Origin of the sequence: Paraburkholderia sp. C35 (assembly GCF_003121405.1) — a bacterium.
Taxonomy (GTDB): Bacteria; Pseudomonadota; Gammaproteobacteria; order Burkholderiales; family Burkholderiaceae; genus Paraburkholderia.
This window is the reverse complement of the sequence record NZ_QBUY01000074.1, coordinates 1-22,350: the sequence shown is the minus strand read 5'-3', so window position 1 is coordinate 22,350 and position 22,350 is coordinate 1. Positions and strand designations below refer to the sequence as shown.

Sequence of the window (22,350 nt, the reverse complement as noted above, 5' to 3'; positions counted from 1 at the left end):
CCTAGCGCAACGCGGAGAACGACGTCGGCGTCAGGAAGTGATTCTCGATGCGCTCGATGATCGGCTTGTCCGCTTCCGAAGCCGCGCGAATCCTGATCCAGTCGGCGTCGGCCTGGAACGCATTCCACTTCTGCTCGCGTTCGGCAAGGCTGTCCCACTTGATCATGTACGTGAGCGCATGATTGCTCGGGCCGATCAGCGTGGTCCAGAAGCCAATCTGCTCGATGCCGTACTTCTCGAAGAAGCCCAGCGTGTGCGTGGTAAAGCGGTCGAGCAGCGCCGGCAGGCGCGTCGCGGCGCAGTGATAGATGCGCATTTCAACGATCATGGTGTTCTCCGTGTTGATGTCTTGTTTTGCTTCGCCGATGCTTCAATCTTCCAGGCCATCGACCGACGACCAGCGCTCGACATACCTGACCAGTTCCGTCATGTCGCGCGCGGCGCCGTCCTGCATCGCGGCGTAATTCCACACCTGACGCGCGACATTGCCCACCCACATCGGCACGCCGAGCGCCTGGCATTCTTCGACGGCAAGGCCGATGTCCTTGCAGACGCTGCCCACCGGAAAGCCGAAATCGAAGCTGCGCGGCAGCACGTGCTTCGGAAACTTGTCGAGCGTCGCGCCGTTCTTGCCGCTGCCCGAGTTGATCACCGACATCATCACTTCCGGGTTCAGTCCGCCGCGCATGCCCGCAACAAATGCTTCCGACGTGATCGCAAACGCGGTGGAGGACAGCATGTTATTCAGCAGCTTCAGCAGTTGACCTTGCCCCGGTTTATCGCCGACCACGAACACCTTGCCGCACACGTCGAACAGCGGACGCACTTCTTCGAGCGCCACCGCGCTGCCTGCCGCCATGATCGCGAGCGTGCCCTTCTTCGCGCCCGCTGCGCCGCCGCTCACGGGTGCATCGACGGTTTCGATGCCTTTGGCGAGCAAGCCTTCCGCTACTTCTTTCTCGGTGCGCGAGCCAACCGTCGACAGATCGACCAGAACCTTGATCGCGTTGCCGTTGATCAAACCGCCTTCGCCGAGTGCGACCTGTTTGAAAACCGCGGGCGTGGGCAGACTCGTGAAAACGATGCGCGCAGTGTCCGCCACGTCGCGCACCGACGCGCCGACCTGCGCGCCCGCCGCCTTCAGTTCCGCCAGCGCTGCTTCATCGCGGTCGTACACGATCACGCTGTGACCCGCTTCGATCAAACGATGCGCCATCGGCCGGCCCATCGTGCCGACGCCGACGAAACCGAGCAAGGGACCGCGTTGCTGACCTGATGCCTGACTACTCGACATGACAATCCTCGTGAATGAAAAAGCCTTGATTCCGGTTCAGATGCGAGCACGCGCGAGATGCATCACTGCACCTGCGTCCTGTGCCGTTTCGAACTTCCATAACCTGTCGATCAACGCGTGCGCATCGATCGCCGAGCGGCCATACGCAGCCAGCTGATGCAGCTTGTCGGCCAGTTCGACATTGGCAAGCGGCGCGGCAAGACTGCCGCGCGCCGCATGCACGCGATGTGCGACGCGCTCGCCCGAGCGCAGCACGATCGTCACCTGTGCCGACTCGACGGGCCACGACGCGTCATCGATGAAACGAAGCTTGCCTGCCAGCGCACGCAACGACGGATCGGCCACGGCTGCATCGCTGAATGCTTCGAGGTCCGCTTTGCCGCGCGCGAGCACCACGGCCACGGCATGCTGCGCGCTCACCTGCGATTCGCGCCCCGTGCGCACGCCGGGCCGGTCGGTGCGCTCGCGCAGCAACGGATGCCCCGTCAATTCGATCTGTTCGATGTCATCGAGCGACCAGCGTGCGTCGCGGCGCAAGTCGAGGCACGCATCGATCACCGGGTTCAGCACGACACCGCACGGATACGGTTTGTATGTGTTCTTCAGCAACTCCCATGCGTGACCGAGATCGGACGTGATCGCGGACCAGTCAGGCTGCGACGCCGTCACGCGCAGAAAGCCGCGCTCGCCTTCGAGCGGCGCGTCCGGGCCGGAGAAGCCCTCTTCAGCGAGCAGCGCCGACAACAGGCCGTTGCGCGCCGCGTTGCCCACGCTGATGCTTTTGGACATCGTGCCGAGCGTTTCAACCAGCCCGCCCGTTTGCACCGAGGCGTTGCCGAGCGCCCAGACGGTTTTCTGTTCATCGAGTGCGAGTGCTTTCGCCACGGCGGCAGCCGCGCCGAACACGCCGCATGTCGATGTGATGTGCCAGCCGCGCTGATAGTGCTCCGGCGACACCGCATTGCCGATACGGCACTCCACCTCCACGCCAAGCACGAACGCGAGCAAAAAAGTTTCACCGCTCATCGGCTGCGATTCCGCGAGCGCGAACAGCGCAGCCGCAACAGGCGCAGTCGGATGAATGATGGTTGGAATGTGCGTGTCGTCGAAGTCGTACACGTTCGCGCTCATCGCGTTGAGTGCGGCGGCGTTCAGCATGTCCGTGCGCTCGCTGCGGCCGACTATGCTCGCGTGCGTATCGGCGCGAAAACGCTGATAGGCATTGACGGCTTTATCGACGGTCGGATCATTTGCACCTGCCAGCGCGACCGCAAAGTAATTGACGAGCGAACGTTTTGCTTCGTTGCGCACGGCGGCTGGCAAATCGCTCCATTGCGTATCGGCAACGAAGCGCGCGAGCGCTCGCGTCAATGCACCGCTGCGCAATGCGTTCGAATCGATGGAATCAGCCTGCAAGCCAACCTCCTTCTATTGGCATCATGGCGCCCGTGATCTGGCTGGCCGCTGGCCCGCACAAAAACACCACCATCTCGCCGACATGTGCGGCATCGACCAGTTCGCCCGTCGGTTGCTTGCCTTTGAGGAATTCGCGCACGGCATCGCTGCGGTTCAGTCCGCGCTCGTCCATCAACGCGTTGATGCGTCCGTCGATGTTCGGCGTCAGCACCGAGCCAGGACAGATAGCATTGCAGGTGATGCCCTGATTCAGGGTTTCGATGGCAACCGAGCGTGTGAGGCCGAGCAACGCCGTTTTCGTCGTTACGTAGTCGACGCGGTTAGCGACAGCCCGCGCGCCATAGACCGATGTCATGTTGAAGATGCGTCCCCAACCGCGCTCGCGCATGCCGGGCAACGTCAGTTGAATCGCGCGGAACGCGGCCGTCAGGTTCACCGCGAGCGCGTTGTTCCAGTGTTCGAGTGAAAACGCTTCGATGCCCGCGAAATGCCGCACGACGGCGTTGTTGATCAGCACGTCGAGCGTCCTGACGTAGTCACGCGCTGTCGCAATCAGCGCATCGACGCCCGCAGGCGTGGCGAGATCAGCCTGCACATACGAAACCTCGACGTCGAAAGCAGACGACAGTTCTTCGACCGTAGACGCCATCTGCTGCGGCGTCTCCAGGCCGTGCAGCACGATGTCGCATCCCGCGCCCGCAAGCGAGCGCGCCATTGCGAGCCCCAGACCATTCGACGAACCCGTCACCAGCGCGCCTTTACCTTTTAGCATCACGTGCGGCTCCTTCAGCGCGACGGTGCGTCGAGCCGCACGATCCAGCCTTCCGTCTCTCGATCATGCGACGGATAACGCGTCAGCACCGCTGGATCGTGGCCCGGAATCACATGCTCGGGCGAACTCGCGAGCCGGTGTGCCGCTTCATATCCTTCGAGCATGTCGCCGACGTTGTAGACCACGGGAAACGGCCGATGCTCCTGCATGTTCGCGTAGAAATGCGATGCATCCGACGCCAGCACGACCCAGCCGCGCTCTGTATGCACGCGCACCACCTGCAAGCCGTTCGTATGTCCGCCGACCCAATGCACGCTCAAACCCGGCGTGATCTGCGATGCACCATCATGAAACTGCACGCGTCCTTCGAACAGACGGCTCACCATCGATTTCACATCTTCCGGCTCGAACGGATGACTCAACGCGTGATGACACATGCAGCGCCCCGTGCAATACGCCATCTCGCGATCCTGCAGGTGATAACGCGCGCGCGGAAACAGCGCGCTATTGCCGGCGTGGTCGTAGTGCATGTGCGTGATGATCACGTCTTCGACATCATTGGCGCGAATGCCGATCTGCTTCAGCCCGCGCTCTACTGTGTTAGTGATCGTGCGGCCACGCTTGTCGGCCATTGCCTGATCGAAGCCCGTATCGACGATAAACGTGCGCGATTCGCCCACCACGGCCCAGACGAAGTAATCGAGCGGCATCGGCACATCATGCGAATCGCCGCCGATGAAGTTGTCGCCCGAACGGCGTTCGAAATGCGCGTACTTGACTGCGTAGATCCGGTACTGCTCTGTGGGCGATGCCATGTCTCGTGTGTCCTTTTGTTTGAATTTCCGTCCGACTTCAGGCGTTCTTCAGGCGCTCATTTGATACCCGCCGCCGCGCCGCCTTCGAGCGTTTCCGCATCCGCGCTGCCTGCCTCGGCGGCAATCGATTCGAGCGAACGCTGTTTCGTCTCCGCGCCGAGCACACCGACGATCAGCGCCTGAGCCAGCAGCGTGCCGACAATCAAGGTCAGCACACCCGCAATGCCGAACCGCGTGAACGAACTCGCGACCGCGTACGGCACGCCGATGCTGACGGCACGGCCAACCGTATTGGCAAGACCCGAACCACGCAGGCGCAGTTCCGTCGGAAAGAGTTCCGGCACATACGTCGCGACGCTGAACGACGACAGCACGTAAATGCAGCAGGTGATCGCAAAGCCGAGCGCCGTGATGGCAACGGCCGATTGCGCAAACGGATACGCCACGCCAAATGCCGCACACACCAGCGAAAACACCACGATGCCCCACTTCCGGCCGACGCGCTCGGCGAGCGCAAAGGCGATCAGCGAACCGATCGGGCCGCCCGCGAACATCAACGCCGTGATGCCAAGCGAGTTCGACACGCTATGTCCCTGCTTGACGAGGAAGGTCGGTATCCAGCTGACGAACGCGAAGTTCACCGTGAACAGCGCGACGAGCACGGTGATGCCTGTGATGGTGCGCGTCAGCAGGCGACGCGAGAACAGATCGGAGAAACGGCCCGTGTCGTTCGTATGGAACTCGCGCGTGGTCGCTTCAGCCCCGCGCACCGGCTGATGGACCACGTTGCCGCATGCCGTCTCGATGCGTTCGACGATCTGCCGCGCTTCATCGTTGCGTCCACGCGATGCCAGCCAGCGCGGCGATTCGGGCATCGACTTGCGCAGGAACCACACGAACAGCGCGCCGCATCCCGCAATCGCGAACATCCAGCGCCAGCCGTACTGCGGCACGATCAGCCAGCCGAGGAAGGTCGACAGGAACAGCGACGTGTTGATGATCAGATTGAGGATGGTGCCGAAGCGGCCGCGCCACGCAGCGGGAATGAACTCGCTGAGCGTGCCGTAGCCGACCACGATTTCCGCGCCCATGCCGAGTCCCATGATGAGACGGAAGAAGATCAGCCAGTAGATGGACGGCGCGAGCGCAGCGGCAATCGACGCGAAACCGTAAATGCCGAGATTGAACTGGTAGCAGAAGCGCCGCCCGAAGCGGTCGCCGAGCAGACCCGACAGCCATGCGCCCGTCATCATGCCGATGAACGTGACGGACACGAAGGTCGCGTTGAGGCCGAGCGTGGATTCGCCGCTATGGATCATCGCGGCGAGCACCGTGCCGGCAATGTAGATATCGAATGAATCGAAGTACATGCCCGCCGCAATCAGACCCAGCAAGCGCCAATGAAAACCGGACAACGGAAGTCTGTCCAGGCGCGCCCCAATGCTGGCATCCATCTGCATGATGCTGTCTCCGTGATGTTGGCGTTTTTGTGTGGCGCGGCTTCGCGTTCAGTGAGTGACGCGAACGGCCAGTTCGTGAGACGGATTATATTCCTGTCATACAATCCGTCAAGAAGACGATTTACCAAGATGAAGTCGGCGTTGAATCCCTGTATGTCAAATATGTGGATAAAAGGCTACAACTTGCCTCACGAATGTTTACTGCAGACTGACATCTCGATATATTCCCACCACTACATCGGCGCCATCTCCTTACGGGGCGGCGCTTCACGCAGTCCAGACGCGCCACGAAAGCCGGAAGACAGGTTCTGACCTGCATCGTGGAGCAATGCTGCGGCGCGTGTGCATCGCTGTGCATACCGCCCGTTGCATCGACAGACATACACAGGCATCGAAACGCAAGATCGTGCGCACCCCCGCATGAGGCCCCTGCTCGTTCTGACGTTTCGCGCCATTCACGCAGCACGTTTTCAAGACCATGTCGCGCGGCCGCCGCCAACGGACACGCGGGCATTCACTACAAGAAGGAAGAGAATGAAAAAGACCATCCTGGCCGCAGCCGCTCTCGGGACTGTCAGCATCGCTGCTCACGCACAAAGCAGCGTCACGCTGTACGGCCTGCTCGATGCCGGTATCACGTACGCCAACAAGGCAGCGACGTCGACCGGTCATGACAGCCTCGTCAAGTACGGCGACGGCGTTGCGTCGGGCAGCCGTTGGGGCCTGCGCGGCACGGAAGACCTGGGCGGTGGCCTGAAGGCGATCTTCGTGCTCGAAAGCGGCTTCAGCACGGGCGACGGCACGTCGGGCCAGGGCGGCGCGCTGTTCGGCCGTCAGGCGTACGTGGGTCTTACGAAGGACGGCGTCGGCTCGCTGACGTTCGGCCGTCAATACTCGTTCTCGACCGACTACCTCGGCGCGAACTACACGATGGGCAGCCAGACGCCCGCCGGTAACTACGCGTACCACATCAACGATCTGGACCAGCTGACGTCGAGCCGGATCAACAACTCGGTCAAGTTCAACAGCGCGAACTTCGCGGGCCTGACGTTCGGCGCGATGTACGGCTTCTCGAACTCGACGCAGTTCGCCGGCACGCCGACCACGACGGGCACGGGCGGCGCGCAGGGTTCGTCGAGCACGTACAGCTTCGGCGCGAACTACGCGAACGGTCCGTTCGGCATCGGTGCGGCATACACCAACATCCGCTTCCCGAACGGCGCGACGCCGGCCTTCAGCGTGAGCATCGCCAACATCAACACGCTCGGCCTGCGTGACCTCGAAACGTTCGGCGTCGGCGCACGCTACGTGATCGCTTCGGGTCTCGTGTTCGCCAACTGGACGCACACGAAGTTCGAGCCGCTGACGGGCGAATCGTCGAAGCTGAACAACTATGAAATCGGCGGCCGCTGGGGCTTCACGCCGGCACTGTCGGCAGGTCTGGGCTACACGTTCTCGAAGCTCGACGACCGCTTCGAAGGCAAGTGGCATCAGATCAACAGCTCGGTCGACTACGCGCTCTCGAAGCGTACGGACGTGTACCTGCTGGGTATCTATCAGAAGGCATCGGGCAGCAATGTCGTCGCGGGCCGCAACGTGCCGGTGCAGGCTGAGATCGGCTCGTCGTCGTCGTTCATCGGCAACGCGGGCGCGAACACGCAGTTCGTGACGCGCGTGGGTATTCGTCACCGCTTCTAAGCGCCTCGCTTCATCTCCTCCTGTGGCCGCCGCGCAGCTTGCGCGCGGCCACGATCGAGCAGACATCGCCGAGTCGCGCTAACCTTACGGGTTTTGACCGACTCTCAAAGGACCGCGATGTCTGCTTTTCCCTTCGACGCCGTGTTATTCGACTGCGACGGCGTACTCGTCGATTCCGAAACGATCACCAACACCGTGCTGGTAGAGATGCTGGGCGAACTCGGCTGGCACCTGGGCATCGATGAAGCGATGTCGATCTTCGTCGGCATGACGGTGATGGACGAAGCGCCGCTGATCGAAGAGAAAACCGGCTTCCGGATCACACCCACGTGGCTCGAAAAGTTTCGCGACCGCCGCAATGCCGCGCTCGAACGCGACGTGACGGCCATCGAGGGCATTGTCGAGACGGTTGCCGCGCTGCATGCGCGGCTGGGTGGCAAGATCGCGGTCGCGTCAGGCGCCGACCGGTTCAAGGTGCGCCTGCAACTTTCGAAGATCGGCGTGCTCGACTACTTCGAAGGACGCATCTTCAGCGGCCACGAAACGCCGCGCAACAAGCCGAATCCCGATGTGTATCTTGCCGCGGCCGCCGGGCTTGGCGTCGATCCGGCGCGCTGTGCCGTGGTCGAAGACACGGTGACAGGCGCCACGGCAGGCCGCGCGGCGGGCGCCACCGTGGTTGGCTACAGTCCCAGCGATAAAGGCCATAGCTCGAAAGAAGCGTTGCGAGGCGTAGGTGTGGCCGAGGTGTTCGAAGAGATGGCGCACTTGCCCGCGCTGCTGGCGGGCTGGCAGCGCTGAGCGCGCTCGCCTTGACTTGCCTGGCTTTGCGTCAACCACGGCGCGCGTGATCGCGCGCCGCGTCTTCAAAGCATTTCCGCTTCTTCGAGATTCGCGCCGAAAAAGAAACGACTCAGCTCGCGCGTGAGTTCGTTGAGGATCGCCATTTCCGGCTGGGTGATCTTGTGGACGCCTTGCGGGTCGGTCCAGTCGCCGTAGACGAGTGCGACGGTTGTATCGTTTGCCTTCACGGGCAGCAGCACGAACGCCTGGGCATCGGCGAGATGCGCCTTGAACCAGTCGGGCAAGCGGGCTTCCATGCGCGGCTCGTGCGCGTTCTCGATGAAAATGCCGACCGGGTTGGCAATGGCCAGATGGAACACGTCGGGCTGAAAACCCGCGCCGAAGCTCAGCGTGGGCAGCATGCGCTCCATGTCCGGCCCGAAACCGATGCGCGCGTGATAACGCGCGTCGGCCTGACGCACGAACACCAGCGTGCGCGACAGCGCCAGACCCGCGAGGATCGTTTCCGATGCCAGCGTCAGAACGGGCGTGAGCGCCTTGCTCGACGGCAGCGCGCGCAGATCTTCCAGCCCGGCCGATAGACGCGCCTGCGCCGACTTGCCGCTGCGCACGATGGCATCGGCGTGGGCGCGCAGTTCGGAGATCTCCTGCATCAGCCCTTCGTTGCTCTCTTCCGCAATCAATGCGGCGCTCAGCGCGTCGAGCCGCGCCGGGTCCATCCTGAGCGCGTCGCAATAGAGGTTCGCGAGCTCGGCCAGGTACGTTTTCAGTTCTTCGCCCGGTTGCTGGGTGACGAGCGCGTTGGCCACTTCCGTCGAATAGCTGTTCACCGCCCGCAGCCAGCGCACATGCTCGGAGAGCGGCTCATCGGATGGCGTGCCGATGGCTTGCATGCCCGCCGAGATCGTCTCCGGCAGGCGCCAGCGGCGCGCGGCCTCGCAGCCGATTTCGTCGAAGCTCACGCCCAGTTGCACCGCGCAGGCTTCATTTTCGTCGATGGGTTCGGTCGCCGCCGTGCGGCGCAGCTTGTCCCACTCGCCTTCGAGATAGAACGCCACCAGCAGCCGGCCGACCTGGCGCATCAGCGCACAGACCACGGCTTCTTCCGCGACGCGCAGATCGATGCCTTCCGTGATGCGCCGCGCGACCGTGCCGCACAGCAGCGCACGGTTGAGTTCGAGCTTGGCGTCGATACGGTGCGGCGCGCTGTGATGGAAGTGATCGACGATCTTCATGCCGACCACCAGATGGCCGACGGTATCCATGCCGAGCACCATCAGTGCACGCGTGACCGTGGTGATGTTGCCGCCGAATGCGAGATACATCGCCGAGTTGGCGAGACGCAGCACCTTCTGCGTGAGGCCCACGTCCGACAGCACCACCTGCACGAGCGACGTGAAATCGAGGTCGTCGTTGTTCATCGCGGACACGGTGGTGCGCAGCGCCTGCGAGAGCATCGGGAAATCCCCGCGCTCGCTCATGCGCGCCCACAGTTTTTCCAGCAGTTCGGACTTGACGACGGGGGACATCGGATGGTGGTGATCGATTACGGATTCGTTGAAAGACTACAGCGGCACCCGTGATTAAAACACAACCCGTCGCCCATCACCGTGCACACGAGCCTTGGACAGTTCGCAAACTGCCTCCGCTACACGATTGCGCATTGTTTCAAAGCCTTTCTTTGTCGCCATTGCGCGACATTCGAGGCCTTCCAGCCGCGGCGGATCTCGCATCACGCGTTGTGTGCGTCAAAAAAACCGCCTCAAAAGTCCTTCATGAACGGGTGGCCGCTTCACCCCTCGACACCCGACGCGACGATCATCGCGCCCGCATTGCCAGGCGGTGTGCCGTTCGCGCGCGGGCAATAGACCATTTCGCCCGCCGCGATCGTGCGGCCCGTCAGCACACAGGTGCCCGAACGCCGTGCGATGTTCACGCGCCATGTCTGGTAACCGTAATGTCCCGTGCGCGCGTCGCACCACGAGACAGTCAGGGTCTGCGCCGTCGGTTTGTCGAGCACGCGCACGGTCGGCTCGCTGCCGCCGTCCCAGCGCGCCGCCGGGCGCGCCCTGCGCCGGGCCGGGCGTGGCACGGCGGCCTCGGGTTCCCGCCTGACGCCGAAGTTGCGGATCGCCGCAACCGTTCCGCGCCAGACATCGGCACGTTCTTCGATCCGGATGCACTCAGCCATGATTAATTCAACACTTGATGAATATCAAGATCGTAGCGGCGGCGGGCCAATCTGTCAAACGGTGTCAAACGGTCTCCAGGGGCCGGCCCACTTCGGCTCCCGCTCAGGCGCTCGGTTACACTCACGCCTGATCTGACGATCGGCAGGCTCATCGGAATGAAAGACGTGACGGCAGCAGCGGAACCCCAGAAGGAAACCAGACGTGCGCGTGGACGCCCGGCGTCGAGCGCGTCGGTCGGGCCGGACGTCATCCTGCGCAACGCGCGCAAGGCATTCGGCAAACGGGGTTTCGAGGCGACCAGCGTGCGCGAGATCGCACGCGATTCAGGCGTCGATGCCGCGCTCGTCGCGCATCATTTCGGCTCGAAGGAAACCTTGTGGCTCGCCGTGGTCGAGCAGATCGCCGAACAGATGACGCCGATGATCGACGCCACGTCGGCGTTGCGCGCTGCGCCGCTGGGCGCACGGGAACGGGTGGAAAGCGCGGTCGCGCACTTCATCGACGCGGTGTTCGACGATCCCGATGTCGGCATTTTCTTTTCGACCGCCGCGACGGAGGAAGGCGAACGGCTCACGGTGCTGATCGAGCGGCTGGTGCGCCCTTACCACGACGCGCTCGTGCCGCTCTTCGCCGATGCCGCACGGCAAGACGCGTTGCAGGTGCGGGACGCGAACCTGATGTTTTTCATGTTGCTGAACGCGATCAGCAAGACAGTCGCGTACAGCCATCTGATGCGGGCATTTTCGTCGCTGCCCGACCACGAGAAGAAGTTCAAGAAGATGGTGCTGGAGACGGCGCTGGGCATGCTGAACTGGCGCTGACGCGCCGCCGGCGTGCTGTCAGGCAGCAGCCGTACCGCGCGCCTGAAACAGTATTTCCCGTTCGAGCAGATCCAGCAGCGCAATCACGCGTTGCCGCTGCGTCGTCACCAGATCGTGGGTTTGCGCGAGCTTGCGCAGACGTTTTGCCCAATACTCGTAGTCGAGCTTCGACAGATCGTCGTTTTGCGTGCGGCGTGTCACGTACTGCACCATCCGTTCGAGATGATCCAGTTCGACATCGGCCACGCTTGCTGAGCGCAGCGTGCCGACATCCGACGATGTTTCCATGCGTGTTGCTGCCATATTGGCCCCCCGATCGTTGTCTATTGCCGCCTGGCAATCCGCGCAATCTGCCCGGCTGTTTTCACACAACGATACCGCCGCTTTTCGTGCGGACTTTACCGTGCGTCTCAATTCGTGATGCACGCGTCCAGATCATGCGCGATGGGTATGCGATCAAATGCATGCGTTTGCCGTCAGGAATTTCCAGAAGCAAACGATTGCGGTTCGATCAGAGTGCCTGAAACAGCCCGACTCGCCCCACCGCTCAACTCGCCGCAACACAAAACGCCAGCAACCCCGCCGTCACCTCGTCGATGATCTGCTTCATTTCCGGATACGCGGGATGGAACGGCGTCGGGTTGTCGGGGCTGCCCCATTCGATCGTGTACGAGAAGACCTTCGCCTTCTTCGCATCGACGATATGCCGGCTGTACGCGTAGTCGTCGGAGGTGCCCGCTGTCGGATAGAGGCTCATGGCCTGCTCGGTCTTGTAGACGCGGCCGCGCGACGCCTTGATCGCGTCGCGCATTGTGTTGGCGAGATGAACCGCTGTCGTCTTGTCCGGCGTCGTGATGTACTCGCGATAAGCCTTGTCGTGCGCCATGCCGCGCTTGCCGTCGTAGGCCGGATTCTGGAAGTTCATGGCGGGGTCGCTGCTCTGGTCCTCGTCATCGCCCCAGCTGTACAGGATGTCTTCCGAATAGCTGTGCAGATCGACGAAGTAGCGGATGTTCGGATACGTGTCGAACATCCACACGGCGTTCTTCGTTTCCGGTTCCGATTCGGCGGCGGGTCCGATATACACCTCGTAATCGCATGGGTCCGTCGAGTTGGTGATCGGGCTTTCGGGATCGAAGTACTGCGGAAAATTCCACAGGAAGTTGTAGTTGCGATTGATGTCGACGCCGCAGCATTGCGGCTGCGTGTGACCTGCCGGCGCGGGCCTGCGGTTTTTGCGCCACATCGACTCCGTGGTCATGCTGTAGTGGCGGCCATCGGGGTTCGCCTGCGGAAACACGAACAGGTCTTTCGACTCGATCACGTTCTTGATGTCCGCCGCCGCAAACGTGCGGCTGCCGATCGTGATGGGCGTGTGCGTGATGTAGGCATTGGCGAGCAGCTGCACGAAGTGGATCAGGATATCCGGGCTGCCCCATTCGCGCGCATGCACGCCGCCCAGAAAATAGATGCCGGGACGTTTCGCGCCACTGCCCTTGCCGATTTTCAGCGCATGACAGGTGCGCTTTTCCCAGGTCGGATGCGGCAGCTTGACCCGTTGCGTGAAGACGTCGTTGGGCGCCGCGCATGCAGCCGCGAGCGCGGCCTCCACCTGATCGACGTCGAGATAGGTATTGCTCGTCGCCACCGAAAGCGCGTTAGCGGCGTGCGGCGCCGCCAATGCACGCGTTTCGGCCTGACGCTGTTTGCCTTGCGCGTCGGCGTCTTCGCGCTGCTCGACCTGATAGCCTGCCGCTTCGAGCGCCTTGATCTGCGTGTCGCCCGCATGCGCATCGACGCGATAGCCGTCGTGGACTTTCTCGATGGTATGGCGCGCCACGGTGATCTTGTGCTTCGTCACGAGATCGGCCAGCGCCGCGACATCCTTGCCGGTGATACGGACGTGATAGCGGGACATGTTCAGCTCTCCTGTGACGAAGGCGTGCCATATGATCGAGAACGGCGCACGCTGCGCACGTTTCAACGCTTCCTTCCATTCCCCCGTCGACCTTTCATTCGCCCCGCTTCACGCGCAGCAGTTCGGCGCGCTTATGACCAAAGTCATATAGGCCGCGACGCGCCCGCCAACGATACTGGTTTCATGCGGCGTGCATAACGCGCCACGATTTACGTGTCAACGAAGTCAATCCTGTTACCCACAGATCCTGCTGGTTGTGCACGTGTAAAGGTCGGCGTGTTGGCCCGTTCCAGCGAGCGCGGCACACGCTGTTCGTCTCGGTCCGGCGCAACCGGGTAATGCGCTGCAATGTTCGTAAGGAGACTTCAAATGAAGACCGTGCTCATCCTCTGCGGTGGTGCGCTTTGCCTGTCCGTGTGGCAAGTCAATGCGCAGGAAGCCACCACGACCAGCGCGTCGCCCGCCGCGACGCCAGAAACCGTCATCAATTCCGAAGGGCCGGGCATGTCGTCGAACTCGATGTCTGGGGGCGCGGCCATGCAGCATGGCAAGACGCGCGACGAGGTCTACCAGGACCTCGTACGCTCGCAACAGAACGGCGAAGCAGACCGTATCCGCGAACTGTTCAAGGGCGGCAACTGAACGCTGCGCGCGCGGCCGCCGAGGCGGCACGCGCGCTTCGCTTGCGGCACCGTGGCCCGCCTTGAACGGCGGGTCGTTTCGTATGCACGGCTCGCGCATACGCACTACAGCCCGATGCCGCGCTTCTTCCAGCGCGCTGAAGAAAAGCGTCCCGAGCCTGCGCGCACAGCCGGCAACGCTGGCACCCAGGCATGCTGGCCCAGCGGCAGAACGGGCGGCGCCAGCGTGGCCGGACACTTGCCGACATCGTGCGGCGGGATCGTGGGCGGTGCGGGATCGGCCTTCGCCGCGAGCGCGGCAACCCAGTCTCGCGCCGGATGCGGATACGTCGTCAGTGGAACGGCAAACGGCGCCTGCCCCTGCACCTTGTAGCACGCGACCAGACGGGCCACTTGCGGCGCAGCCGCGCTGGTCCCCGTGATCGCCAGCAACGTGCCGCTGCGTGTGCTCGCGCCCAGCACACCCGCACAGGCAGGCGAGTCTTCGCTGATGGCTGCCGCGTCCGGACCCGTGCGCGGTTTGGCGGCCAGCGTGGGCCCCGTCGACGAATACGTCGCAGCCGTACCGTCCGTGCGTCGATATGCACCGACCACGACGGTTCTGTCGCCCGTCGCAATCGAATTGAGCGTCGTGCCGCGCGTGATCCACGACTCGCTGCCGTCGTCGAAATCCCGCACATGCATGCCGGTGACGAAACGCTTGTACGCGATATCGTCGAAACGCGACTGGCGGCCGCGCATGGGAAAACCATACGCCGTCTCATTGCGCTGCACCCACGCGTGGATTTCCAGCGCGCCGTCGGTGGGCGCGTCGTTCGATATCGTCACGGTCCAGTTGCCCGCTGACGAAGCAGACCGCGCTGTCGAGCGCGTATAGGTCGGCGCCAGAGCGATCAGGATCATGCTGCGTTGCCCCGTCGCGACCGGGTCGATATACACCGCCGTGCACGTGACCATCTTGCCGCTTTGCCAGACGAGCACATTGTTCGCGGCGAGTGGCGGACTCTCGACGCCCGACGGCGGTTTGATCGTGAGCGAGACGTGTTCCGCCGGCGTGCCTTGCGGCAGCCATATCTCCAGGAAACTGGGCGTGGCGCAGTCGGGCAACGCACGCCATGTGATCGCTTGCGGCGCGCCCTGGATCACGGGCAGATACCCGTGACAGCGCAGCAGGTTGCTGTTGCCCGCCGGCACGATGACGCTCAGATCGCGATGCATTCCGATCAATTCGTCGATGGCCTGTTCGATGATCGAACTGCCGTCGTGCGGCCCCGCCATGTAGCCGTAACTCAGATTCAGCACGACGCAATAGCGTGTGCCGCTGGCGAGATCGTCGGCGCAGCGCAGGATATAGCGGATTGCATCGAGCGCGTAGACCGCGAACCAGCGCCCCGAGGTATCGCGCACGGCGCGCCCCGCCGTCTTGAACTGCACGCCGAGCAGATGCACTTTCTTCAGCGCTTCGCGCCGCGCCTGCTCGTCGGGATCCTGCATCAACGCATGCAGCGGATTGGGCCGCACGCCACCCGCGAGATCCATCACCTCCGTGCCATGCGCCCAGCGCCTGCGCACGTCGATGTAGCCAGCCTGCCTGTAGACGGCGTCTTCATCGACCTGCCCCGCCTGCGTGCAGTCTGCCAGCAGAGCGTTGATCTTGTTCTCGTCCAGTTCGCTGCCGTAGTGCAGACCTGGCGACGTGCCGGCTGCGTCGTCCTGATTCCAGAATCGGACGATACGCGTCTTCGCCGGCACATCGGTCGTGCGAAAGCGTTCATGCGCGAAGGCAAGGCCATCGTCCATCACACCGAGAAACACCTGCTGCGGAGGATCGGCGCTCGTGCCGGCAGCGACCGCCGCAGACGCCGGGCCGAATGAAGGCCCGCCGCCCGCCGCGAGTCCGTTGGCACCGGATAACGCAGCATCGTCGGGTACGACGGGCATGCCGATCTCGAAGCGCTTCACATAGTCTTTGAGCGTCTTGTCGAGTTCGGTGAAAAACTGCTTCGTCACGGCAGCCGTGAGGAAGCGCGTCTGTCGAAGCGAAGCGGGTGGATAGCGATAGAACGACGATACCTGGATCCACGCCTGCCATGCCGCGTTCGGTCCCGCCAGATTTTCCGCGATCGACTGCGCTGTGATCGGCGTACCGTCCGGCAAGGCGGGTTGGAGTTCGATGATCACGCGCACCCAGTCCGCGGGTGGTCCGCCAAGATCGGCAAAACCGGTTGAGTCGGCCCATACGAGATATGGATCTGCTGCCGGCGTGCCGGCCACACGTCCCGTCCACTTGATGCCGCTCCACGCGCCGGCCGTGCCCGTCAACGATTGCCACGTCATCGCTCACCTCGCTTGCACCGGGTGCGTGAGCTTGCTGCCCTATCCACCAGGATCACGGAAGCCACAAAAACCACCGACACTACGAAGTCGATCAGGGCCCCGTATTCGGTGTGAACGTCGTGTTGTTGAGGCTGTTGCCGTTCCATTCGCCGACGGCCTGATTCCATAGCCACGCCAGAATGTCCGAGCCGTCGACAGGCGTCGTGCTGACGGGGCCCCACGTGAGATACGGGAACTTCGCCTTCACGGTGGCGGGAGTGTTCGTGTCGGCTGGGTCCAGCCCCATCAACGGCGCGTACGCCTCCACGTCGGCATCGCTCAACGGCTCGTTCGGATCGAAGTCAGGGTTGTCGGCCGCCGTAACGAGATGGCCCTTGAAGCCGCGCGGCGTGATCTTGCCACCCGGCGGCCCTGACTGCGTGGCCAGGTTGCGCGTGCAGCGCGCCACGAAATACTCGCCGAGCGACGTGCCGAGCAGATGCCCCGCAATGCCGTCGACGGGAAAATGCACACCCGCCACCGTGCGGTTCATCGCGACGCGATACGCCTGGCGCATCGTCTGTTGGTAGTACACGGAATTGCGCGTCTGATTGAACAGCGCGCACAGCACCACGGCGATGATGAATGCCTGCGTCGAGTGCCCGCTAGGCAGCGAACCGTGGCCCGGCGTCTGGATCATCGGCTGGATCTGCGACGAATACTCGATCGCGCGTGGTACTGCGATTGCATGCTTGAAGCGGATTTCGGTGAAGATCGCGAAACGCACGGCAGCGTCGAGCAGTTCGATGGTTTTCGGCGTGCGGCTGGGCTGGAGGTAAATCAGCATGCTCCAGAACGCGTGCTGCGGCCCAAGCTGGCACAGTATCTCGGCCATGCGGTCGTCGCGCAGATCGGAATAGAAGTCGAGCCATTCGGCCTGCGCCTCGAACACCTGCTTGCTGGGCCGGCTCAGACTGACAATCTTGATGTCGCCGCCCGCCGCGCTTCGATGCGATAGCTGCGCATAGCCGTCAGGATCGCCGGCATCGGTGACCGTGAATTTCAGGCACGACAGCAGTTCAAAGTCGAATGCGACCGCGCGAACCCACGGTTCCCAGCGCCATAATTGCCGGTAGTCGTCGATCGGCTGAAACTTCTTCTGATCGAAACCCAGCGTGACGTCCTCAGGCGCTCGCCAGCTGCCGACGATCCCGTCCCGATGTCCGATCTGCGCCTGCGCGAACAGCGAGCCGTCGAATGGCATGCCGCCGCCCTGATCGTAGACACCGCCCGCGCCACCAGCACCGCCTGCGCCACCCGCGCCACCTGCTCCGCCCGCGCCTCCCGCACCGCCCAATCCGCTCACGATAGCCCTCCTCTGCCGGCAGTCGCGCTGCGCACCGCCGCTTACCTCTTAACGATCTTCTCACCGCCTTTTTCTACGACGGCAGCCCTGCCTGTCGCAATGCTTCCGACCAGATCTTCCCGGTCTCATACGCGCCGCTCGGCGAACGTTCGAGATAGCTCTTCACCGTCAGCGACGGATCCAGCGCGAGCACCTCGTTCACCGTCAGCCGCGCCGCGTCGAGATCGCCGAGCAGCGATTGCGCAATGGCCAGCGCGCGCAAAGTCGACGTGTTGGTGCGGTTCACCCGCAGCGAGCGCTGCGCGAGTTCGACGGCGCGCTCATAGCGCCCCGCCGACAGCGCCGCCGTCGCACCCAGCGATTCGTAGAAATAGCGCAACGGGTCGAGTGGCGAGAGGCGCAGCGCGCGCTCGGCCGCATCGACGGCCTCGCTGCCTTCGCCTTCGAATGCCAGCAGCGTGCCCTTCAGCAGCCACGCGAGCGAATCGTTGGGATTCACCTCGAGCGCGCGCTCGTAGCGGCTTTGCCCGACATCGAGCTGCTTGAGCAGGTTGGTGTGCACGAAACCGTCGATGGTCAAGGCAAGCGAACAATCGGGATCGGCGTCGAGCGCGCGGCGCGTGCAGTCGAGCGCGGCGTGCGCCTGGCCCGAGCGGTCGTTGGTCCAGCCGCGGTTGAAGCGCAGCACGTGCCACTTGCCGAGCCACGCATGCGGCAGCGCCTGGCGGCGCGCACGCTCGATCAACGCTTCGAGCATGTCGCGCGCGCGATGGAAATCGTGCGACGCGCCGCGATGCATCAGCACGATCGCGCTCATCAACAGCGTCGAGCTGGCGAGCGTCGGCAGTGCCTGCGAGCGTGCGCGCTGCAATTCGCGGTCGATGATCGCGCCGCTCACTTCGGCGACCACGCGATCGATCAGTTCGTCCTCGCCGAGCATGATGTGCGTCGCGCGGCCCTTGATGCTCTGCGTCCACAGAATGTGGCGCGACTGCGCCTCCGCCAGTTCCACCACCAGCACGACCTGATCGCCCGAGGTCCGGTACGCGCCCGACAGCACATAGCGCGCGCCGAGATACGCGCTGATCTCGTCGAGCGTGGCGTCGCGCTCGCGGAACGCGGTGGTCGACAGACGCGAGATCACCTGCATTTCGGCCGTGCGCGACAGCGACGAGATGATCTCGTCCGCCATCACTTCGCCGAGCACCTGTTGCTCGGTTTCGCCGCCGCGTGCGACGAACGGGATCACCGCGATGGTGGGCCGCAATTCCGGCAGGAATGCACTGCCCGGCTCGATCACGGGGCGCGGTCCAGGCGGCCCGATGCGGTAGGCGCGCACGGGCTGATCCAGGTGCTTCAGATGGCACTCGCCGAGATCTTCGATGTCGGCATCTAGCTCGGGCGTCAACTGGTCGCGCACCTGCGCCGACACGACGATTTCGCCGGGGCCGGCAAGCGTGTAGAGCCGCGCGGCCAGATTGACGCCGCGTCCGTATACATCGCGCGCATCCTCGTACAGCTCGGTGACGTGCAGGCCCATGCGCAGCAGCATGTGCCGCGCAGGCGGCTGTCCCGCATTGGCGTCGACCGACGCGCGCTGGATCGCGAACGTCGCCGCGAGCGCGTCTTGCAACTCGACGAAGGTCACCATCAGCCCGTCGCCCTCCGTTCTGATCAGGCGGCCGCGATGCGCGGGCACGATGTCGTTCTCGATGCTCGCCTTGTATCGGCGCCAGCGGCCCGCGGCCTCCACTTCGTTGTCCTGGATCAGCCGGCACGATTCGACGAGATCCAGAAAAAGAACGGTGCGGATAACACGCGCGAGTCCATCGGATGAGCAGGAAACTTCTGCAGTCACGATTATTCAAGCCTTTAAAGCAAGCTGATTCAGGCGCGCGACCGGCAAATACCGCATATGACGATGGATGACGGCACATCGCAAAGCGGTGGCGGCGCATGCGATGAGACGCTGCGCGCGGGCTGGTCGAAGTCAGGATGGTTCGCAGGTTCCGGCGGCTTCCGCGGAACACGTATCCGCCGATGCAATCTGGCGTGCGATTGCTTTGTGTTATAGGTCAAAATGCGGCGTTTAAAACGGCGTTTTTCTTGCATCCTGCCTGCGTGATTTACTTCACGAAACGCCGTGTGCCGATTGATACCGCGTGTGTAAATAAACCGCTGCGTACGAAACTAGTTTTTCGCGCGCTGCTTGTCGGCTTCGAGGCGGCGCGTGATGAGATGGATCAGGTACGTTGCAAACTCCGGGTCCTGATAATAGAGCCGCATGGCATCGGTCGCCGAGACGGTCAGCAGTTCGCAATCGCTCAGGCAGCGCGCCGTGCAGGTGCGCCGATGATCCGGCGAAAACAGCCCGATCTCGCCAAGTATCGTGCCTTGACCGACCTCGATGTTGATCTCCACCAGACTGACCGAGCCGCGCACGACGTAGTACAGCGCATCGCTCGGATCGTTCTTGCGGAACAGCACTTCGCCCGATTTGAAGCGTGTCGGTATCGTGAACGCGAGCAATCTGCCGACCGAAAGCTGACCGTCAAGTGCGTGATGCAGTTGCGCGTCGCCGATCTGCTGCAGACGTGCGGCCGCCACGCTGGCCTGGCCGCGGCTGCCGACCTTGAGCGCCTTGAACACGGTATAGAGGTGCACCTTCACGGTGCCTTCCGTGATGTTCAACTGCTTCGCAATCGACTTGTTCGATTCGCCGCGCGCGGCCAGCGCCAGCACCTGAATCTGACGCGGCGTGAGCATGCTGGGTTTGCTATCGGCGGGCTGCTCGGGAATAGATGCATCCGATGCGCCTGCATCGACCGACGATGCATCGGGCGGGAGCGCTTCCAGCACGAGCGGCGACGAGGCGGGATAGCGGCTGCCGGCGAGCAGCAGCCGCAGCGCATCCAGCAGCGCCCGGCCCGATTCCGATTTGCCGAGCTGCCCCGCCACGCCTGCCGACACGAACTGCTCGACGGTTTGCGGATCGACGGCCGTCAGCAGCACGAGCACGGGCAGCCCCTCGCTCAGCCGCTGCGAAGCGGTGGCGACGCTGAGCGCATCGGGCAGATAGTCGCCATCGAGCACGACGAGATCGGCAGCATGCTCATGGTCGAACACATTCGACGCGTAATCCGCGCAATGGACTTCCACCCGCTCACCGAGATCGGCGAGCAGTCGCGCGACACCATCGCGAAACAGACCGGTAGGCGCAACGAACAGAATCAGCATGCGCCCTGCTCCTTTGCGGTTGATCGGCCGAACTTGCGCGCCGCGCTTCGTCCTTACGCATTGATATGAGCAAAAACAGGCACGGCTATCGATAACCGTTATAGCGCACGTAGCGGGCTGAGTGAACGACGCAAAAATGCGACACGAAACAGGGCGCAACTGAATGCGTCAGCGCGCGAAGCTCTCGACGATACCTGCCGCCGCGCACAGCAACACGATGAATAGAGGCCGAACCCGCCAGCGCACGAGCAGCAACAGCGCGATCAGGGCGATCACGAGATCCGTCGCCGACAGCACGGCGCTGGTCCAGACGGGCGTGCGAAATGCGCTGGCCAGCAGGCCGACCACGGCGGCATTCGCACCTGCGAACAGCGCAGCGATCGCCGGCCGCGCGCGCAATGCCTGCCAGTGCGGCAACACGGCGATCACCAGCAGCAAGCCAGGCAGAAAGATGCCGAGCGTCGCGCACAGTGCGCCGATCCAGTGATGCGCACCCGGACTCATGATCCAGCCGAGGTATGACGCGAAGGTGAACAGCGGGCCGGGCATCGCCTGCGCGGCGCCATAGCCTGCGAGAAACGCATTCGCCGGAATCCAGCCGCTCGCGACGGTGGCTTGCTGGAGCAGAGGCAGCACGACATGACCGCCGCCGAACACCAGCGCGCCGGAACGGTAGAACACGTCGAACAGCTTCAGCGCCCATGGGGATGAAAGAAGCGCTTCCAGCGCGGGCAAGCCTGCCAGCAACGCGCAGAACAGCGCAAGCGCCATGCCGCTGGCGGCCCGTGGCAGTGCATACGCATGGATAGCGTGTGGTGCGGTGTGTGAATCGGCAGATGCAGATGTCCGGCAGAACGCCAGCCCCAGCAGCGCGCCGCCGCCGATGGTGACAAGTTGTGCGTACACGCTGTGGAGCACGCTCAGCAAGGCCAACGCCGCCAGCGCGATTGCCGCGCGCGGGACGTCGGGGCAAAGACGTCGAGCCATGTCCCAGATGGCTTGCGCAACGACTGCCACGGCAACGAGTTTCAGGCCATGTATGAGGCCGTTGCCGAACGGATTGTCGAGTTGCGGGGCGATGCTTGCGCAGGCGGCCATCAAGAGCGCCGACGGAAGCGTGAAACCGAGCCAGGCGGCCATGCCGCCCCAACATCCCGCGCGCAGCAGGCCAATCGAGAAGCCGACCTGGCTGCTTGCGGGGCCGGGCAGGAATTGGCTCAGCGCGAACAGATCACTGAAGGTGGCGTCGTCGAGCCAGCGACGTCGTTCGACGAACTCGCGGTGGAAGTAGCCGATGTGCGCGATCGGGCCGCCGAATGAGGTGCAGCCGAGCTGCAGGAAGACGCGTAGCACTTCGAAGGGGGGGCTAGTGGGGGTATCTTCGCTTTGCGGTGAGGGTTTGGGTTTCACGCTGGGCTGTTGTGAGTGGGCGCTGGTTGGTTCGTTGTTTGTTTTTGGTGCTTCGAGCGGGGTGTCGTGTGGGTTAGGGTTTTCGACTGGCGTCCGCTTTTTGTTAGTGGTCCGCCTGGGTTGCCCCTGTGCGGGGCGGCACTTACTTTCTTTGCCGCCGCAAAGAAAGTAAGCAAAGAAAGCGGGCTAA

The 22,350-nt window shown here is 63.3% G+C and carries 19 protein-coding genes; 4 read left to right on the top strand and 15 right to left on the bottom strand.

Annotated elements, in window-relative coordinates:
* Position 1: 1 nt before the first annotated feature.
* From DK391_RS31000 to DK391_RS30975, 6 genes are read right to left on the bottom strand one after another with little or no spacing between them, the layout of a single operon-like run.
* Entirely contained in the window at positions 2–328 is a 327-nt protein-coding gene (locus tag DK391_RS31000; protein WP_109481820.1) for an NIPSNAP family protein, read from the bottom strand.
* Positions 329–370: 42 nt separating this feature from the next.
* Positions 371–1,294: an NAD(P)-dependent oxidoreductase gene (locus DK391_RS30995; protein ID WP_109481819.1), complete on the bottom strand. Its 924-nt coding sequence runs from the start codon at positions 1,292–1,294 to the stop codon at positions 371–373.
* Between the two features lie 36 nt (positions 1,295–1,330).
* Positions 1,331–2,710 (bottom strand): MmgE/PrpD family protein, encoded by a 1,380-nt coding sequence (locus DK391_RS30990; RefSeq protein WP_109481818.1) that lies wholly within the window; start codon positions 2,708–2,710, stop codon positions 1,331–1,333.
* The gene (locus DK391_RS30985) at positions 2,700–3,485 is read right to left on the bottom strand and encodes an SDR family oxidoreductase (protein ID WP_109481817.1); all 786 of its coding nucleotides are present in this window, start codon (positions 3,483–3,485) and stop codon (positions 2,700–2,702) included. Before DK391_RS30985 ends, DK391_RS30990 begins: the two co-directional genes overlap by 11 nt.
* Positions 3,486–3,496: 11 nt before the next feature.
* Complete coding sequence (locus DK391_RS30980) at positions 3,497–4,297, bottom strand: N-acyl homoserine lactonase family protein (protein WP_109481816.1); 801 nt, start codon at positions 4,295–4,297, stop codon at positions 3,497–3,499.
* A gap of 56 nt (positions 4,298–4,353) precedes the next feature.
* Complete coding sequence (locus DK391_RS30975) at positions 4,354–5,757, bottom strand: MFS transporter (RefSeq protein WP_109481815.1); 1,404 nt, start codon at positions 5,755–5,757, stop codon at positions 4,354–4,356.
* A gap of 534 nt (positions 5,758–6,291) precedes the next feature.
* Between DK391_RS30975 and DK391_RS30970 the strand changes: the two genes are divergently transcribed.
* Both DK391_RS30970 and DK391_RS30965 read left to right on the top strand, forming a co-directional pair.
* On the top strand, positions 6,292–7,455 hold the full coding sequence (locus DK391_RS30970; RefSeq protein ID WP_109481814.1) for a porin: 1,164 nt from the start codon (positions 6,292–6,294) through the stop codon (positions 7,453–7,455).
* A 117-nt stretch (positions 7,456–7,572) separates the two neighbouring features.
* On the top strand, positions 7,573–8,256 hold the full coding sequence (locus DK391_RS30965; RefSeq protein WP_109481813.1) for an HAD family phosphatase: 684 nt from the start codon (positions 7,573–7,575) through the stop codon (positions 8,254–8,256).
* Positions 8,257–8,321: 65 nt separating this feature from the next.
* Here DK391_RS30965 and DK391_RS30960 read toward each other — a convergent pair whose 3' ends face one another.
* The gene (locus DK391_RS30960; protein WP_109481812.1) at positions 8,322–9,788 is read right to left on the bottom strand and encodes an HDOD domain-containing protein; all 1,467 of its coding nucleotides are present in this window, start codon (positions 9,786–9,788) and stop codon (positions 8,322–8,324) included.
* 263 nt (positions 9,789–10,051) lie between these two features.
* Positions 10,052–10,450: a DUF3331 domain-containing protein gene (locus tag DK391_RS30955; RefSeq protein ID WP_109481811.1), complete on the bottom strand. Its 399-nt coding sequence runs from the start codon at positions 10,448–10,450 to the stop codon at positions 10,052–10,054.
* Positions 10,451–10,606: 156 nt separating this feature from the next.
* Here DK391_RS30955 and DK391_RS30950 point away from each other — a divergent pair, with 156 nt between their 5' ends.
* On the top strand, positions 10,607–11,272 hold the full coding sequence (locus tag DK391_RS30950) for a TetR family transcriptional regulator (RefSeq protein WP_109481810.1): 666 nt from the start codon (positions 10,607–10,609) through the stop codon (positions 11,270–11,272).
* A gap of 18 nt (positions 11,273–11,290) precedes the next feature.
* On the opposite strand, the gene DK391_RS30945 is transcribed toward DK391_RS30950, so the two are convergent.
* The gene (locus DK391_RS30945; RefSeq protein ID WP_109481809.1) at positions 11,291–11,560 is read right to left on the bottom strand and encodes a hypothetical protein; all 270 of its coding nucleotides are present in this window, start codon (positions 11,558–11,560) and stop codon (positions 11,291–11,293) included.
* 259 nt (positions 11,561–11,819) lie between these two features.
* Positions 11,820–13,190 (bottom strand): M14 family metallopeptidase, encoded by a 1,371-nt coding sequence (locus DK391_RS30940; RefSeq protein ID WP_109481842.1) that lies wholly within the window; start codon positions 13,188–13,190, stop codon positions 11,820–11,822.
* A gap of 369 nt (positions 13,191–13,559) precedes the next feature.
* Between DK391_RS30940 and DK391_RS30935 the strand changes: the two genes are divergently transcribed.
* Positions 13,560–13,832, top strand: a complete 273-nt coding sequence (locus DK391_RS30935) for a hypothetical protein (RefSeq protein WP_109481808.1) — start codon at positions 13,560–13,562, stop codon at positions 13,830–13,832.
* Positions 13,833–13,936: 104 nt separating this feature from the next.
* On the opposite strand, the gene DK391_RS30930 is transcribed toward DK391_RS30935, so the two are convergent.
* From DK391_RS30930 to chrA, 5 genes are all read right to left on the bottom strand, one after another.
* On the bottom strand, positions 13,937–16,168 hold the full coding sequence (locus DK391_RS30930) for a S8 family serine peptidase (protein ID WP_109481807.1): 2,232 nt from the start codon (positions 16,166–16,168) through the stop codon (positions 13,937–13,939).
* Positions 16,169–16,259: 91 nt separating this feature from the next.
* A complete protein-coding gene (locus DK391_RS30925) occupies positions 16,260–17,513 on the bottom strand; it encodes a phosphatase PAP2 family protein (protein WP_239482996.1) in 1,254 nt (417 codons plus the stop codon).
* Between the two features lie 73 nt (positions 17,514–17,586).
* Positions 17,587–19,371 carry a tetratricopeptide repeat protein gene (locus tag DK391_RS30920; protein ID WP_109481805.1) on the bottom strand — a complete coding sequence of 595 codons (1,785 nt, stop codon included), beginning with the start codon at positions 19,369–19,371 and terminating at the stop codon, positions 17,587–17,589.
* A gap of 332 nt (positions 19,372–19,703) precedes the next feature.
* Positions 19,704–20,750, bottom strand: coding sequence for a LuxR C-terminal-related transcriptional regulator (locus DK391_RS30915; protein ID WP_109481804.1), 1,047 nt, complete (start codon positions 20,748–20,750; stop codon positions 19,704–19,706).
* Between the two features lie 168 nt (positions 20,751–20,918).
* The gene (chrA, locus tag DK391_RS30910; protein ID WP_109481803.1) at positions 20,919–22,160 is read right to left on the bottom strand and encodes a chromate efflux transporter; all 1,242 of its coding nucleotides are present in this window, start codon (positions 22,158–22,160) and stop codon (positions 20,919–20,921) included.
* Between the last annotated feature and the right edge of the window lie 190 nt (positions 22,161–22,350).

Excerpts from the sequence above, each read along its gene's own strand:
- DK391_RS31000 (WP_109481820.1), bottom strand. The coding sequence starts at position 328 with ATGATCGTTGAAATGCGCATCTATCACTGCGCCGCGACGCGCCTGCCG.
- DK391_RS30995 (WP_109481819.1), bottom strand. The coding sequence starts at position 1,294 with ATGTCGAGTAGTCAGGCATCAGGTCAGCAACGCGGTCCCTTGCTCGGT.
- DK391_RS30980 (WP_109481816.1), bottom strand. The coding sequence starts at position 4,297 with ATGGCATCGCCCACAGAGCAGTACCGGATCTACGCAGTCAAGTACGCG.
- DK391_RS30975 (WP_109481815.1), bottom strand. The coding sequence starts at position 5,757 with ATGCAGATGGATGCCAGCATTGGGGCGCGCCTGGACAGACTTCCGTTG.
- DK391_RS30970 (WP_109481814.1), top strand. The coding sequence starts at position 6,292 with ATGAAAAAGACCATCCTGGCCGCAGCCGCTCTCGGGACTGTCAGCATC.
- DK391_RS30965 (WP_109481813.1), top strand. The coding sequence starts at position 7,573 with ATGTCTGCTTTTCCCTTCGACGCCGTGTTATTCGACTGCGACGGCGTA.
- DK391_RS30960 (WP_109481812.1), bottom strand. The coding sequence starts at position 9,788 with ATGTCCCCCGTCGTCAAGTCCGAACTGCTGGAAAAACTGTGGGCGCGC.
- DK391_RS30955 (WP_109481811.1), bottom strand. The coding sequence starts at position 10,450 with ATGGCTGAGTGCATCCGGATCGAAGAACGTGCCGATGTCTGGCGCGGA.
- DK391_RS30950 (WP_109481810.1), top strand. The coding sequence starts at position 10,607 with ATGAAAGACGTGACGGCAGCAGCGGAACCCCAGAAGGAAACCAGACGT.
- DK391_RS30945 (WP_109481809.1), bottom strand. The coding sequence starts at position 11,560 with ATGGAAACATCGTCGGATGTCGGCACGCTGCGCTCAGCAAGCGTGGCC.
- DK391_RS30940 (WP_109481842.1), bottom strand. The coding sequence starts at position 13,190 with ATGTCCCGCTATCACGTCCGTATCACCGGCAAGGATGTCGCGGCGCTG.
- DK391_RS30935 (WP_109481808.1), top strand. The coding sequence starts at position 13,560 with ATGAAGACCGTGCTCATCCTCTGCGGTGGTGCGCTTTGCCTGTCCGTG.
- DK391_RS30930 (WP_109481807.1), bottom strand. The coding sequence starts at position 16,168 with ATGACGTGGCAATCGTTGACGGGCACGGCCGGCGCGTGGAGCGGCATC.
- DK391_RS30915 (WP_109481804.1), bottom strand. The coding sequence starts at position 20,750 with ATGCTGATTCTGTTCGTTGCGCCTACCGGTCTGTTTCGCGATGGTGTC.